This is a genomic window from Brevundimonas sp. (genome assembly GCF_036405315.1).
Classification (GTDB): Bacteria; Pseudomonadota; Alphaproteobacteria; order Caulobacterales; family Caulobacteraceae; genus Brevundimonas.
On the sequence record NZ_DASWXW010000056.1, the window covers coordinates 1 to 14,534 of the forward strand.

Consider the following 14,534-nt stretch of genomic DNA (forward strand, 5'->3'; position numbering starts at 1 on the left):
GCGATGCACCGGCTCGCCGGATTGCCGGGTTTCCTGTATGAGCCGCCGCCATGCCCTTCACCGCCACCGTCCTGACCATGTTCCCCGAGGCCTTTCCTGGGCCGCTCGGCGTGTCGCTGATCGGCACCGCCTGGCGCGAGAAGGGGCTGTGGGACCTGCAGACGCTGGACATTCGCGCGTTTTCCGAAGATAAGCGCGGCTTCCTGGACGACACCCCCGCGGGTGGCGGTCCCGGTCAGGTGCTTAAAGCGGACGTGGTGGCCCGGGCTCTAGACAGTCTCGAAGGCCCGCCCCGGCCGCTTTTGTACATGAGCGCACGCGGTCGACCCCTGACGCAGGCGCGAGTGAAGGAATGGGCCAAGGCCGACGGAATCGTCGTGCTTTGCGGTCGTTTCGAGGGGGTGGATCAGCGGGTGCTCGATGCGCGCGGGTTCGAGGAGGTCTCCGTCGGGGACGCGGTGCTCGCCGGCGGCGAGTCTGCGGCCATGGTGGCGATCGAGGCGTGCGTACGACTGATCCCCGGGGTGCTTGGCGCGGCAGACAGCCTGTCGTCCGAAAGCTTCGAGGACGGTCTTCTGGAACACCCGCAGTACACGCGACCGCGGACGTTCGAGGGGCGCGACATTCCCGAGGTGCTGCTGTCGGGCGATCACAAGAAGATCGCGCAATGGCGAGAGGCGCAGCGGGAAGAGACCACGCGGGAACGACGTCCGGACCTCTGGACGGCGCACCTCGCGAAGACGGCCGCGGAGCCTGGCTCCGCCAAATCAAAGGCAAAGGGCGCAAAAGCCCGAGGAGAATAGACATGAACATCGTCCAGCAGATCGCTGCCGAAGAAAAAGCCCGCCTGCTCGAAGGCAAGACCATCCCCGACTTCCAACCGGGCGACACCCTGCGCGTCCACGTGAAGATCAAGGAAGGCGAGCGCGAACGCATCCAGGCGTTCGAAGGCGTCTGCATCGCCCGCGACAGCGGCGGCATCAACGAGACCTTCACGGTCCGCAAGATTTCCTTCGGTGAAGGCGTGGAGCGTCGCTTCCCGATCCTGTCGCCGAACATCGACTCCATCGAAGTGAAGCGTCGCGGCGTCGTCCGTCGCGCCAAGCTGTATTACCTGCGCGACCGTCGCGGCAAGTCGGCCCGTATCGCCGAGCGCCAGACGGTTCGTCCGGCCAAGGGCGCTTCGGTGCCGGTCACGGGTTCGGCCGACAAGGGCGACGAAGCGTAATCCAGCTTCGGCCTCGCGCTGAAAAGATCGAAGCCCCGGCGGAAACGCCGGGGCTTTTGTTGTTTTAGGGCGCTATCGCGCGCGACGCGGCCGCGCGCTGCTTGAGCGCGATAGAGGCGCTAACGCCAGCCGTGCGTGGAGCGGCCGCTACTGCGGATGCAGGGGATTGTCGGCGTCGCGCTGGCCTTCGAGGCTGCGTCGCAGGGCGTGCATCTCGTCGTAGCCCGTCTTCACGGCGGCGTAGGCGCGGCGGACGGTCTCCCTGGTCGTGGCCGACAGGGCCTCGTCGGCCAGCGCATGGTCGAAGCGGTCGCGAAGATGGGCTTCCCCGCCTTCGACAGAGCCGACGACCGCCGCCTCGTCGCGCAGCAGGGCGTGCTTGATGTCCATGAAGGCGCGCTGGGCCTTGGCCAGGATGGAGCCCTCGTCCTCGGCCTGACCGCCCAGGTCGCGCACGGCCGCCTGCAGCTCGGCCGCGACGCGGCGTCGATCTTCGCTGCGGCGCTGGAACAGGTCGCGATAGCGGGCGTCGTCTGTCTCGGCCGCCGCCTCGGCGTAGCCGTCGGCGCTGTCGATGGCGCCTTCGGCCAGACCGTTCAGAACCCTGATGTCATGACTGTTGGGGGAGTTCACCGGACACCTCCGTGGCTGACGTGGGTGAAACCCGCGCCCGCAGCGAAGGTTGCCCTTGGCTCTAGAGCTTGGTGCGCAGCGACCACAGCTCGGGGAAGCAGCGGCGCTTCAGCGTCTCGACCAGATAGCCGACGCCGTCGGTGCCGCCCGTGCCCTGGCGACGGCCGATGATCCGCTCGACCGTCACCACATGCTTGTGGCGCCAGGTCAGCAGGGCGTCGTCGAGGTCCACCAGCTTTTCGGCCAGCTGATACAGCGGCCACCAACGCTCGGTGTCGCGGTAGACCTCCAGCCAGGCGGCCTCGACGCCCTCGGACGGCTCATAGGTCTGGCTGACGTCGCGGTTCAACACCTCGGCGGGGACGGGCAGGCCGGCCAGCGACAGTTGCCGCAGGGCGTCGTCGTAGAGGCTGGGAGCCTCCATAGCCGCCACCAGGGCCGCATGGGCCTCGGGCCGTTCGACATGGAAGCGCAGGAAGCGCGGGTCCTTGAGGCCCAGCATGGTCTCGAGGCGGCGGAACTGGTCGCTCTGGAAGCCCGAACTGGCGCCCAGGTCGCCGCGGAACTTCAGATAGTCGGAGGGGGTCATTGTGGCCAGGATGTCCCAGCTCTGGGTCATGACCGACTGGATGCGGCTGACGCGGGCCAGGCTCTTGTAGGCGGGCACCAGATCGCCGGCGCGGATCAGGCTCTGGGCCAGGGCCATCTCGTGCAGGATCTGCTTGAGCCACAGTTCCTTGGTCTGGTGGATGATGACGAACAGCATTTCGTCATGCTGGTTCGAGCGCGGGTGCTGGGCGCTCAGCAGGACGTCAAGCGACAGATAGCCGGCGTAGGTGATGCCGGTCGGCTCGTGCTTGGCGGTCTCGATAGCGTGGCCGCGAATGTCGTTGTGTGCGTCGGTCATCCGCCACCTATCGCCGGATCAGGCCGCAAGGGCCAGCCCGGAGGCGACGGAAAAATCAGTTGGACGCGCGGGCTTCGGCGGCGTTGGCGGCCATCTGGCGGCCGTTGTCGAAGGCGTCGCGGGCGCCTTTGTAGACGAAGCCGTAGGTCGGATAGACGGTGGTGCCCAGGGCGTTGATCGGGTTGTACCAGACCTTGACCCGGCTCCAGTCGCCGGCGGGCGAGACGTCGACGACGGTGACGTTTTCCTCGACCTTGCCGCGGCTGCCGCCCCAGTTGGCGTGGGTCACGCGAATGACGCGGTCGGTCAGGATGTCGGAAACGACGGCGACGTGGCCCTTGTCCATGCGGCCGCTGGGCTGGAAGACCAGAACGGAGCCGGTTTCCGGGGCGCGGCCCGTGCGGAACTTGTCGACCGCCTGACGCCACCAGGTCCAAGCGTCGCCGAAGATCTGGATGCCCGAGAACATCCGGGCGAAGGTCACGCACTGCCAGTAGGAGTCGTCGGCCTTGGCCGGCGCAGGGCCGAGCGCAAGGACGCCAAGGGTCGCCGCAACCGCAGCGGCTGTGAGCCGTTTCATCATCTGGCGTGCTCCCGACTAAAACGCGGACCAAGCCTTAGACGATAGTGTCCGAAGGTTGAAGAACCGTTTCAGACTGTTTCCCCGCGTGATCCACAGGCGAGCGGCGCCGTTCGGCCATCCGTCGCAGGGCCTTTCGGGCCGGGCGCTCGATCAGGTGGTAGGTGACGGCGGCGGCGGCGATCAGGCCCAGGATGATCCCCAACCACACGAGAAGGTGAAGCCGCTTGTCGTCCGCGCCGGTCGCGCGGGCGGCCAGATTGACCGCCAGAATCTGCCACGGCGCGCAGACCATGTAGACCGAGTAGCTGATCTCGCCGAGGTAGACGGCGGGTTTGGACGCCAGCCAGCCGGCCCGGCCGTCGGGCAGGGAGGCCAGGGCCAGGATCAGCAGGCCGGCGGCCAGCACGGTGACGGCGTCCCAGGCCAGCACCGAGGCGCTGGCGATCATGACGGCGGCGGCCAGCAGGGCCAGGGGGGCGGCGGACTTCACCGGGGCGCGGCGATAGACCAGATAGAGGGCGCAGCCGTAGGCGAAGCAGGGGACGATGCGCAGCGCCCCCCAGCGGAAGGTGGCCTCGGTCAGGGGAAAGCCCGCCAGGCGCTCGAACGCGGCATAGAGGCCCATCAGGAAGACCGCCGCCCCCGCCGTCGCCACCCAGGGCCGCTTCCGCAGCGGCCAGGCGGCCAGGGCGAACAGGGGGAAGGCCAGATAGGCGAACCACTCGGCCGAAATCGACCAGGAGGGGTGGTTCCAGCCGGCCTCGCCGGCGAAGCCCCAGGCGTGGATCATCAGCAGATGGGCGGGCAGGGTCTTCCAGCTCAGGACGCTGCCGTCGATGCTCATGCCCACGAAAACGGCCGCCAGGCCCAGGGCCATGACGCCCAGCAGGGTGAAGACATGCAGCGGATAGACCCGCGCGATCCGCGCCCACAGGAAGCCGCGATACGAGAACCGCTTTTCGGCGTAGGCATGCAGATAGACGTGGCTGAGGATGAAGCCCGACAGGACGAAGAAGAGCTCGACGCCCAGGTAGCCCTTGGCCGCCAGATTCGGCAGGAAGCCGACGTCCAGATTGGGCCAGAAGGTGTAGAGCACGACCCAGAGCGCGGCCATGAAGCGCAGGGCGGTCAACGGGCGAAGATCGACGGGCGTCGGGCTCATGCGGGCACCATGAAACGGCGCCGCTTTGGGAAGCGTTAAGCGGCCTGAGGCTTCAGCAGCAAGTCCGGCGCCATTGCGGGGCGGGGCGGCCCTATTCGACCCGACCGCTCTCGCCGGCCTTCGCGATCGCGGCGCTGGAGGCGGCGCAGCCGGTCAGGTTTTCGCCGCCGACCTCGACCTTGGCGGTCAGGGGATAGGTGCGGTCGCTCATCCCGTCAGAACAGTCGGTGGCCATCAGGGTGACGACCAGCGGGGTCATGGCCTCGGTTTCGGTGGTCCAGACGGCCACCGTCCCGTGCAGCGCCGGGCCGGGATTGGCGGCCTTCTGCTCGGGGCGATCGACGCCGGAATAGGTCAGGCCGGCGGGCGTGATCTCGATCGCCCAGAAGGGTTCGGTCCCCATGACGCGCAGCGGTTGATCCAGATCGACTTTGGCCAGGGTGCGGCCCTCGGCCGGAGCGACGGGGGCCTTTTCAGCCGCCGGCTGCGAACAGGCGGTCAGGGCGGCGGCCGAGACGGCGCAGAGCAGGGCGAAACGCATGGCGGGCTCCGGGAACGTCAATAGTCAGGATCGTTGTTGTCGGCTTCGTCGCGGCCGGGGTCCAGCCGATTGTCGACCTGATCGTCCCAGCCCTCGCGATCCGAGCGGAAGGCCAGGCTCATCAGCAGCCAGGACAGGCCCATTGCGCCTAGAACGCCGACGCCCATGGCGATCCAGCCGTGGACGGACATCGGGCCGCCGCCGATCAGTCGCCAGTATGCGGCCAGGCCGAGGGTGGCGACGGCGGCGATGACGACCGCCAGGCCGAGGGCCAGCAGGAAGCGTTCTGCCCGACCTCGCGCCTGGGGCGTTTTCATCGCGTCAGATCAGCGTTGGACCCACTGGCCCGCGGCGTTCTTGTACCATTGGCCCGAGCTGATGCGCGGGAAGAGCTGGGTTTCGAACATCCGGGCGCCGGCCACTTCGGCCGTGGTGCCGGCGTCGGCGGCGCTGCGGGCGTAGGCTTGACGACGCCCAGCATTGGTCGCGCTGACGGCGGCCTGGGTGTCAGGCGCGACCGAGGTGCGGATGCCGAGGAAGCCGTCGGCCTGTTCGCCCACCGCACCGGCGGCCTTGGCCTGATCGACCAGGGCCTTCTGGGAGGCGGTCTGGGCCACGGCGGCGCCGGCGGCCACGCCCAGGGCGGCGACGGCGGCGACGGCGACGAAGAGCTTGCGATGGTTCATGTTCAGCCCCTTTCTTTCGGTCAGAACAGGTTGGGGTTTTCGCGCAGGAGGTTCTGCAGTTCCTGGTCGAGCTTGATGCGGATGTCGGCGTCCAGCTTGGCGTAGATCTGCAGCGGTTCGCTGAATTTGATGTTCACCGTGGGCGCGCACGCGGCGACGCTGACGGCGGCGAGGCCGAACAGGGCGATCTGACGCTTGCTGATCATGAGGCCGGTCTCCGAAGGCGGCGGTTGAAGTCGCGGCGATCTAACGCCCCGGTGCGTGAATGGGTTCTGAACAAAGCGGCGCCTTAGCTCAAGGCGTTTTCGTTTCCGGGGGCGTCGTCGGGGCGGACCCGTTGGCGGATTTGCCCCATTCCATCAGGTCGGACACGATCTGGTTGGCGTTCCAGGTGGTGTCCAGCGTCAGGTCGATGGGCGTGTCGGACGGCAGGGGCAGCTTCTTGTTCATGAAGTCGCGACGGATCACATCCATCCAGCCCAGACGCAGTTGCTGGCGTTCGGGCGGATCGTGGCGGCCGTGGATATGGAAGCGAACCCCCAGACGCCCGCCGTCCAGACTGTTGACCTCGGCGCTCAGGTCGCTGATCGCCAGGTCCTGCATGGCCTGATAGGCCAGGTCCTGCATGGTGTTGGGCGGCAGGGCCGCGCCATCGGCCTCCGCACCCCCGGCCGCCAGATCGTCGAAGACCTCGGGCTGGATCGACAGGCGGCCGGGGCGCACGGCGTTCAGCACGCCGCCGACGATCCGCCAGCCCGTGTCGGGCGCATAGGTGAAGGGCAGGCGGCCGGACACCACAGCATCCAGTTCGGCCTTCTCCTGCAGGTTGGCGCTCTTCATCAACTCGTTCAGCTGCACCTGTTCGACCACGATCACCCCGCCCCAGGCCTCGCCCGGCGTCAGGGGGATGTTGAAGGGCTCGATGCTGATGCGGCCGCCCGCCGCCTCGATCTTGCCGCCGGCCAGGTTCAGCGCCTTTTCGTCCAGGGCGAAACGCAGTTCCAGATCGGTCAGGGGGGTGACGGCTTCCAGGCGATCCACCGTCAGCACCTGATCGGGGGCGGTGATCAGCGGCGTCAGGCTGGTGAACTCGATCCGGCCCTTCAGGCCCTGCACCTTGCCCGCCGGGCTGGTGAAATCGAGCTCGGGGATGGTCAGGAGGCCGGAACTGCTTGAGGTCGTCGGGGTCCAGTCGAACCGCCCCTGGAACCCGGCGGAACCCTCGACCGGCGACTTCAGGTAGTCGGCGGCGAGGGGGCTGAGGTCGTCGGGCTGCAGGCCCTGGGCGGTGAAGGCCAGGGCGGGCGCGTTGATGGTCACGCCGCCGGCCTCGGCCTTGCCGTCGTGGCGCAGATCGATGCGGCCGACCGCATGGCCCAGCCGGGTCAGATCGAAGCCGCCGCTCCAGACGTCGCCGGTCAGCCGCGCCTCGCCCGTCGCCGCCAGAGGCAGGAAGCGCAGGGGATCGGTGGTGTCGGACGCCTGCGCGCGGGCGACGTTCGCCGTCATCGACAGGCCCGAGGGCTGGCCGTCGACGACCAGCCGGCCCTGAGCTTCGGAGAAGCGCATGGCCAGGAAGGGGGCGGTCGCGCCGACATCGGCCAGGGTCCCTTGCGCGCGCCAGTTGCCGTTCGCGACGGTGATCAGGGGCGCGTCGGCGGGGCAGAAGCGGCCCGCCACGTCGGTCACGTCGTTCTCGCCCAGTTCCAGCCGCTCGACGCTGACGGGGATGCAGTCCTGGGTCGCATAGGTCAGCCGCCCGCCGTTTGAGGCCAGCTCGCCCTTGGTCGACAGGGCGATGTTGCGGCCTGGACCGAAGTCCAGCGCCGCCTGACCGTCCAGTGTGGCGCGGAAGCCGCCGGGTGTCAGGCGCCACGACGGCACGGCGATCCGGGCCTCGGGCAGGCCGCCGCCGCGCTGCGAGGTGATGCTCAGGGCGCCGCCGCCCGACTGGTCGGATTCCGCCGCGAACAGGGGCGTTCGTGCGGGGGCGAGCGTCAGGACGCCGCCGTTGGCCGGTCGCGCCGTGATCGGTCGGGTCAGGGTGAGTTCGGTCCCCGCGCTGCCGGCGGCCAGCTTCAGGCCCGGCGCGTCGATGGCGAAGGCGCCCAGCGCCCGCTTCAGTTCAGCAAACTCCGGCAGATCGTCCTTCGTCGGCGCGCCGAAGCCGGGCCAGGCCGCGCGCGAAGCGTTCAGCGACCCGGCGGCGGTGATCCGGGTCACGCCGTCGCGCACCACGTCCAGCGCCAGGCGGCCGCGGGCCTCGTTCAGGCTGAGATCACCCGCGACCAGCCGCCCGGCGGTCAGGGCCAGCGGCCCTTCGATCTCGAAGGCGTCGCCGTGTCCGCCCGCCGTCAGGCCGCTGGACGACAGGGCGGCCCGGGTCAGCTGAGTCCTGTTCAAGGTTCCGCTGTCGAGGGTGACGGCGGCGGGCGAGGCGATGCGCCATTCCAGGCCGCGCTCGCCGCGCGTCACACTGACGTCAGCGCGGTTCAGCGCGACATCGGCGCCGCGCGCCTCCAGGCTCCGACCGCTCAGGCCCTGGGCGCGAACCCGCGCTTGACCCTGGCCGAGGATGCGGAAGGCGTTGAGCCAGCCTTCGGTTCGACCGTCGAAGTTCAGCGCGGCTTCGGCCTTGCGGCCCTCGATCTCTCCGGCCGACAGGGCGTCGGCGGTCAGGCGGGCGGCGAGGACGGCCCGGCCGTCGCCGCGGCGGGCCTTGAGGTCGGGATAGGGCAGGTCGCCGGTCAGGCTCAGCCGCGCGGCCGATCCTCCGGCGTCCTTCACGGCGAAGTCGTCGGCGGCGGCCTCGACCTTGAGCGCCACGCGGTCGCCGGTGGTGGTCAGGTCAATGACGGCGCTCAGGCCGCGCGCTTCGACGTCGCCGCTCTTGAGCGAGGCGGCGGGCAGGCGGGCGCTCAGGCGCATCAGCTTGCTGTCGTCAATGCGGGCGTCGGCCAGGATCTGGACCGGGCCGTATTCCGTGTCGATGCGGGCGCGGCCGCTCTCGACGATGACCAGGGGCGCGCGCTGGTCGGGGCGCGGCGGCTTGGCCATGAACTCCTTGACCAGCGGGTCCAGCGAGCCGAGCGACAACTGGCCGTTCTTCCAGCTGGCGCGGGCCAGCGGGCGGACCAGGCGGATGCGGCTGGGCGTTACGCCCAAACCGACCTTGGACCAGGGCATGCCCAGGGCGTAGTCGACCTCGACCCGCTCGACCTTGAATTCGGGGTTGCGGGGATCGCCGACGCTGATCTTGCCGACGAAGCCGTTCATTTCGAGCCGCTCGACCTCGACGTCGGCGTCGATCCCCTTGCGGTCCAGCCAGCCGACCAGCAGCTCGCGCGCGGCGGCGCGTCGGTCCAGGTAGAGGGCGGCGGCCAGCACGACCAGCAGCAGGACGACGATCAACAGGACCGTCAGCGTGCTCCGTGCTGCGGAGCGCGGCTGTCGGCGGGGGCTGGCGGCGGAGGCGGGGGCGTCGTCGGTCAAAGGCGCTCGGCGTGGTGGCGGAAGGGAGACGGCAACAACGCCACAGAATGCCCCGGGACAATAGTTGTTGCCGTATGAACACTGGAGCGTGGCGCTTCAGTCACTGTTCAGTCAAGCAAGGCGATAAAAGGGCCGTCATCGCCGGATGATTCAGGGCGAACGGTGGAATACTTGGCCTGGGGCGGGCCAAGTTAACCAAATGTAACCTTCGCGCTTCCCAAGATGGGACGGACGGGCTATATCGCTCGCTTCGCGTTTCCGGGGGGACCTGGGCGCGATCCATGATTCGAATGGTTTGGCGCCAGTAGGGCGTCGTCGATTGCCGGGGACCGATGGCTCAGTTCGATCCGCGCCGCCAGCCCATGCGGCTTGCGCCGCATCTCCTGACGACCGCCGCCGCCGTGGCCATCGCCCTTGTGGCGGGTCAAGCCTATGAACCTGTCCGCGCCGAGGAAGTTCCCGCGCTGACGTCGGAACAGATGGCCTATCTCGAGACCCAGGCCTACGCCGCCGCCGGCGCGCCCGCCGGTCTGACGGCCCCCGAGGCCATCCCCGTACAAATCCGCCGTGGTGAAACCTTCGAGCAGGCCGTGCGCCGCACCGGCATCGGCGCCGACGAAGCCAGCGCCGTCGCCGCCACCATCGCCAGCGCCTTTGATCTGAAGGATCTGCGCGCCGGTCTGAAATTCGAGACCGCCGTCTCCAAGCCGCGCGCCGGCCGGGGCGACGCCCGTCTGATCGGCCTGACCATGCGCACCGGCCCGGCCAGCCAGCTGACCGTCTCGCGCAGCTTCGACGGCGCCCTGCGCTTGCGCGCGCTTGATGAGAAGGTGACGCACGAAACCGTCGTCGCCAACGACAAGGTCCAGCGGTCGCTGTCGGCCAGCGCCCGCGAACTGGGCGCCACCTCGGCGGTCGTCCGCCGCGCCAGCCAGCTGTTCGCCCACAAGTTCGACATGCAGCGCGACGTGAAGGCGTCTGACGAGTTCACCCTGGTCTTCGACCGTTCGGTGACTGAGGCGGGCCGCACGGTGGAGACCGGCGAACTGCTCTACGCCGAGCTGAAGGGCCACGCCTTCTACCGCTTCCAGCCGGCCGGCGCGAAGACGGCCCAGTATTTCGACGCCACCGGCAAGAACACGCGCACCGCCATGATGCGCACCCCGCTGACCAGCTTCCGCCGCGTCAGCTCGAACTTCGGCGTCCGCACCCACCCCATCTCGGGCTATCGCAAGATGCACCAGGGCATGGATTTCGCCGCCGGCACCGGCACGCCCATCGTGGCGCCGGCCGATGGCGTGGTGGTCGAGGCCCGTCGCTGGGGCGGCTACGGCAACTGGCTGCGCATCCGCCACGCCAATGGTCTGGAAAGCGGCTACGGCCACCTGTCGCGCTACGGCTCGGGCATTCGCGCCGGCCAGCGCGTGTCGCAGGGTCAGGTGGTGGCCTATGTCGGCTCGACCGGCGCCTCGACCGGCCCTCACCTGCACTATGAAATCTGGCGCAACGGTCAGCGGATCAATCCGTCGGGCATCAAGACCCAGGAAGGCACCGTCCTGGCGGGCGCCGACCTGGCCGCCTTCCGCGCTGAGAAGGCCCGCATCGACCGCATCATCGCCGCCGGCGGCCAGCGCCGTCCGGTGGTGCAGCAGGCCTCCGTCTCGGGGCTGCGCTCCGTCGAAGGCTGACGGGCGGGGGCGCGGCCCCTTCCTCTAACCGACCAGAACAGGCGTTCGTCCTTGCTCCGGGCACTGGACGGCGTGTGTCTGCATGTCCGCTTCGCCCAGTTTGAGGCCCAGCAGGTCGAGCAGGGGCTGGACGATCCCGTCCAGCACCGGGCCGAGGGGCGTCAGCAGCACGCCCAGAGCCTTGACCAGGTCGCCGAGGCCCAGGCCCAGACCGATCACGTTCACATCCACCTCCAGCCGTTGCAGCAGGCTGACGATCAGGCCGTTGACGAAACCGTGTGACCGCACGGACTTCACCGTCCGGTTCGAGATGTCGGAGGGGGTGAAGGCGACCTCCTGCCAGTTCAGGTCGGCGATCTCCAGATCGGCGTGGGCCTTGACCGTCACCAGGCCCAGCACCGACATGACCGTCGCGGACGAACTGGTCAGCGCCGTCTTGAAGTTTTTCAGCTTGGATTCGTCCACCACGCCGATGCGGGCGCGGGCCACGCCGGGGCGCACGGCCAGGGTCACGCCGGGCGCCGCGCCGCAGGCGATCCGGCTGAGCTTCGCCTCGGACGCGGCGGCCTCGACCAGGATCGGCAGCTTCACCTGCGCCAGACCCGACAGGGCCTGGGCCGTGGTGGCCTTGAGATAGATCCGCGCCTGAGCGGTGCGGATGATCGGCTCGCCCCTGCCGGTGATGGTGATCCAGGGGGACTTGTTCGGCCGTTCGCCGATGGCCAGCATGACGTCCAGATCGGCCAGACCGGCGCGGGCGCCCAGATCCAGCGCCACCTGACGGTCGCCGTTGGCGGTTTCGAGCGTAGCCATGATCAGGTCCAGGGCCGAAACCTCGGCGTTCAGGCCCTCGCCCAAGCCCTGCCTGGCGCCGGCCTCGACCCCGATCAGGTCCTTGAGTTTCAGCTTGGCGTCGACCGGCGCGCGGGTCAGCTTGCTCAGGACGCTCTTGGTGTCGGCGCCGGCGAGGGTCTCCAGCACCTTCAACGCCCGACCCGCCGTCACCTCCTGCTGCAGCAGGGCGTCGTAGTCGCCCGCCGTCACGCCGAGTTCGGTCGCCAGGGCGTCCGAGAACTGCAGCAGATTGACCCGCGCCCCGGCCAGGGCGCGATAGTCCATGACGGTCAGCGAGACGTTCGATCCTAACAGGCCGGACAGCAGGGCGTTGGCCAGCCCCCCGTCCAGACTGGCCAGGCGCGAGCCGATCGAGAACATGGCGCGCGGCTCGCCGCCCGGTATGGCGGCGGTCGCCGTCTTGCGCACCGCGATGCTGTCGCGTTGCAGGACCCAGCGTCCGAAGAACAGCGGGGCGGGCGCCGTCACCTCGACGCGCGCCGCATTGGGCGTCGCGCCTCCGGGGCTGAAACGGTTCTTGGGGGCGACGCCGGGGTCGGCGACATAGGCCCCCTTGGTCACGCTGACCACGCTGACATCCATCAGATTGGCCGAGGCCGTGGCGCGAGCCGCGCTGTCGGCGCGGGTCAGGTCGCGCGCGGCGGCCAGGGCCGACAGATCCGCCGTCCCCTGGATCTGGCGCGCCTTCAGGGAGATCGACCCCAGATCGACGGCCAGGGCCGCCAGGACGCACATGACGCCGCCGAAGGCCGCGCTCATGACAGCGACCCCGCCCCTGTCGTCCTTCAGCCAATTCGGGCGGATCATGTCAGTAGCCGCCGAGGCGCACGACGGCCGTGCGATGGATGACGCGCGGCGGCGCCGGCACGATGGCGGCCAGGGCCATCAGCGGATGGTCGCGCACGTCATAGGCGACCTTGACGCGGATCACGCCGGCCGTGCTCTCGACCTCGACAGTGGCGCGTTCGGTCTGCAGGCCCATGTCGCCGACCTGAGCGTCGATGAAGTCGCGGGCCAGGGCTTCTCGTTCGTTCGGGTTCAGTCCGGCGATCGCCGCTCGGGCGCCTTCTGACGCCAGGGACTGGACGGAGTGCGCCATCCAGAACCAGCCGCCGTACACCACCATGCCGAGCATCATCAGGATCAGGATAGGGGCCACCAGAGCGAACTCGATGGCGGCGACGCCGCGTCGATCGCGCCCCGGCGTCAAAAGGGAAAAGCGTCGGCTCATGGTCAGGCCTCACCTCTTTCAGGCGACAACCTTAGATTGATCACCGTTAAGCGGTGCTAAACGCCCATGCTAAAAGGCGGGCCCGAACGGGACCGCCTTGCGACGTCTGATTTCAAGGAAGGAGCAAGTGGCGCACCCGAAGAGATTCGAACTCCTGACCCCCAGATTCGTAGTCTGGTGCTCTATCCAGCTGAGCTACGGGTGCGCATTGCCTTGCGGGCAGGGCGGCTATCTAGCGGGCGAGCCGGGGACTGGCAAGCAGCTTTTCTGGAAATCTCGATAGAAAATGCAGGCTTGGCCTAGAGGTCCTGTGGCACTAGGCATGAACCTCTCTCCGAACCCCGCAGGAGCCGTTGCGTGCGCGCCTATTCCATCCCCACGTCGAACCGTCGGCGCAAGATTTCGCTCATTCTGACGGGCGCGGCCGTCGGCGCGTTTTTGCTGACCGGATGCGTCACGGCGCCGGTCGTGGATGCGGCGGCGGCTGGGCCGGCCGCGGCTGCGGCGGAAACGGCGGCGCGCGGGCCGTTCGTCTCGGCGGCCAATCCTCTGGCGGTCGAGGCCGGGATGAAGGTTCTGGCGCGCGGCGGATCGGCGGTGGACGCCGCTGTGGCCATCCAGGCGGTGCTGGGTCTGGTCGAGCCGCAGTCGTCAGGTCTGGGCGGCGGCGCCTTCATGATGTTCTACGACGCCGAGAGCGAGACCATCACCGTCTATGACGGACGCGAGACGGCGCCGGCCTCGGCCACGCCGGAGCTCTTCTATGAGAACGGGCGGCCTCTGCCCTTCGTCGATGCGGTGCTGAGCGGGCGCTCGACCGGGGCGCCGGGCGTCGTGCCCATGCTGGCTCTGGCGCAGAAGCAGCATGGGGCGCTGCCCTGGGCCGAGCTGTTCGGCGACGCCGAGACGCTGGCGCGCGACGGCTTCGTGGTCAGTCCGCGTTTGGCGGGGATGATCGCTTCGGACGCGCCTCAGGCCGGCACGCGCTGGGCGACCGAATACTTCACCAAGCCCGACGGCGCCCGCTACGTCGCCGGGGACGTGCTGAAGAACCCGGCCTATGCCGACACGGTGCGGACCATCGCGCGCGAGGGGGCGGCGGGCGTCCAGACGGGGCCGCTGGCCGAGGCGATCGCCGCCGCTGTGGCCGAGGGGCCGCGTCCCGGCGGACTGACGACCGCAGACATCGCCGCCTATCGCCCCATCGTGCGCGAGGCCGTCTGCGGACCCTATAAGGTCTATGTCATCTGCGTCCCGCCGCCGCCGTCCAGCGGCGCGTCGATCCTGCAGCTTCTGGCTATGGGCGAGCGGACGCCCGATCTGGACAAGGGGGCGGCCAGCCCCGAGGCCTGGGCCGCCTTCGCCCAGTTGCAGCGGCTGATGTACGCCGACCGCGATCGCTACTATGGCGATCCCGCCTTCGTCTCGGTGCCGGTCGCCGGCTTGCTGGACCCGGCCTATGTGGCCGAGCGCGCCGCGCTTGCCCCGGCCCTGCGCGGGGCCGCGCCGTTCGGGACGCCGCCGGGCG

15 protein-coding genes and 1 tRNA gene are annotated in these 14,534 nt (G+C 69.2%); 4 read left to right on the forward strand and 12 right to left on the reverse strand.

Going from position 1 to position 14,534, the window contains the following annotated elements; all coding sequences use genetic code 11:
- Positions 1-50: 50 nt before the first annotated feature.
- Positions 51-803, forward strand: a complete 753-nt coding sequence (gene trmD / locus VGE49_RS03545) for a tRNA (guanosine(37)-N1)-methyltransferase TrmD (RefSeq protein ID WP_331033203.1) — start codon at positions 51-53, stop codon at positions 801-803.
- A gap of 2 nt (positions 804-805) precedes the next feature.
- A complete protein-coding gene (gene rplS, locus VGE49_RS03550; protein WP_331033204.1) occupies positions 806-1,228 on the forward strand; it encodes a 50S ribosomal protein L19 in 423 nt (140 codons plus the stop codon).
- Between the two features lie 147 nt (positions 1,229-1,375).
- Here the strand turns inward: rplS and VGE49_RS03555 are convergent, their stop codons facing one another.
- The 9 genes from VGE49_RS03555 to VGE49_RS03595 all read right to left on the reverse strand — a co-directional run bounded on the left by VGE49_RS03555 (position 1,376) and on the right by VGE49_RS03595 (position 9,232).
- On the reverse strand, positions 1,376-1,861 hold the full coding sequence (locus VGE49_RS03555) for a PA2169 family four-helix-bundle protein (protein WP_331033205.1): 486 nt from the start codon (positions 1,859-1,861) through the stop codon (positions 1,376-1,378).
- A 61-nt stretch (positions 1,862-1,922) separates the two neighbouring features.
- Positions 1,923-2,768, reverse strand: a complete 846-nt coding sequence (locus tag VGE49_RS03560; RefSeq protein WP_331033206.1) for a tryptophan 2,3-dioxygenase — start codon at positions 2,766-2,768, stop codon at positions 1,923-1,925.
- 55 nt (positions 2,769-2,823) lie between these two features.
- Entirely contained in the window at positions 2,824-3,348 is a 525-nt protein-coding gene (locus VGE49_RS03565; protein ID WP_331033207.1) for a CHAP domain-containing protein, read from the reverse strand.
- A gap of 37 nt (positions 3,349-3,385) precedes the next feature.
- A complete protein-coding gene (locus VGE49_RS03570) occupies positions 3,386-4,513 on the reverse strand; it encodes an acyltransferase family protein (protein ID WP_331033208.1) in 1,128 nt (375 codons plus the stop codon).
- 91 nt (positions 4,514-4,604) lie between these two features.
- Positions 4,605-5,054 carry a COG3650 family protein gene (locus tag VGE49_RS03575; RefSeq protein WP_331033209.1) on the reverse strand — a complete coding sequence of 150 codons (450 nt, stop codon included), beginning with the start codon at positions 5,052-5,054 and terminating at the stop codon, positions 4,605-4,607.
- 17 nt (positions 5,055-5,071) lie between these two features.
- Positions 5,072-5,371, reverse strand: coding sequence for a hypothetical protein (locus VGE49_RS03580; RefSeq protein ID WP_331033210.1), 300 nt, complete (start codon positions 5,369-5,371; stop codon positions 5,072-5,074).
- Positions 5,372-5,380: 9 nt separating this feature from the next.
- Positions 5,381-5,740, reverse strand: a complete 360-nt coding sequence (locus VGE49_RS03585) for a YdbL family probable chaperone protein (RefSeq protein WP_331033211.1) — start codon at positions 5,738-5,740, stop codon at positions 5,381-5,383.
- 20 nt (positions 5,741-5,760) lie between these two features.
- Positions 5,761-5,946: a YnbE family lipoprotein gene (locus tag VGE49_RS03590; protein ID WP_331033212.1), complete on the reverse strand. Its 186-nt coding sequence runs from the start codon at positions 5,944-5,946 to the stop codon at positions 5,761-5,763.
- 88 nt (positions 5,947-6,034) lie between these two features.
- Positions 6,035-9,232 carry an intermembrane phospholipid transport protein YdbH family protein gene (locus VGE49_RS03595; protein ID WP_331033213.1) on the reverse strand — a complete coding sequence of 1,066 codons (3,198 nt, stop codon included), beginning with the start codon at positions 9,230-9,232 and terminating at the stop codon, positions 6,035-6,037.
- A gap of 332 nt (positions 9,233-9,564) precedes the next feature.
- Here VGE49_RS03595 and VGE49_RS03600 point away from each other — a divergent pair, with 332 nt between their 5' ends.
- Positions 9,565-10,920 carry a M23 family metallopeptidase gene (locus tag VGE49_RS03600; RefSeq protein WP_331033214.1) on the forward strand — a complete coding sequence of 452 codons (1,356 nt, stop codon included), beginning with the start codon at positions 9,565-9,567 and terminating at the stop codon, positions 10,918-10,920.
- A 24-nt stretch (positions 10,921-10,944) separates the two neighbouring features.
- Here the strand turns inward: VGE49_RS03600 and VGE49_RS03605 are convergent, their stop codons facing one another.
- From VGE49_RS03605 to VGE49_RS03615, 3 genes are all read right to left on the reverse strand, one after another.
- Positions 10,945-12,582 carry a TadG family pilus assembly protein gene (locus VGE49_RS03605; RefSeq protein WP_331033215.1) on the reverse strand — a complete coding sequence of 546 codons (1,638 nt, stop codon included), beginning with the start codon at positions 12,580-12,582 and terminating at the stop codon, positions 10,945-10,947.
- A gap of 1 nt (position 12,583) precedes the next feature.
- Positions 12,584-13,006, reverse strand: a complete 423-nt coding sequence (locus VGE49_RS03610) for a TadE/TadG family type IV pilus assembly protein (RefSeq protein ID WP_331033216.1) — start codon at positions 13,004-13,006, stop codon at positions 12,584-12,586.
- Positions 13,007-13,134: 128 nt separating this feature from the next.
- Positions 13,135-13,211 (reverse strand) — tRNA-Arg (locus VGE49_RS03615).
- Positions 13,212-13,363: 152 nt separating this feature from the next.
- Here VGE49_RS03615 and VGE49_RS03620 point away from each other — a divergent pair.
- On the forward strand, positions 13,364-14,534 hold a 1,171-nt coding region (locus tag VGE49_RS03620; protein ID WP_414643594.1), incomplete at its 3' end, for a gamma-glutamyltransferase family protein.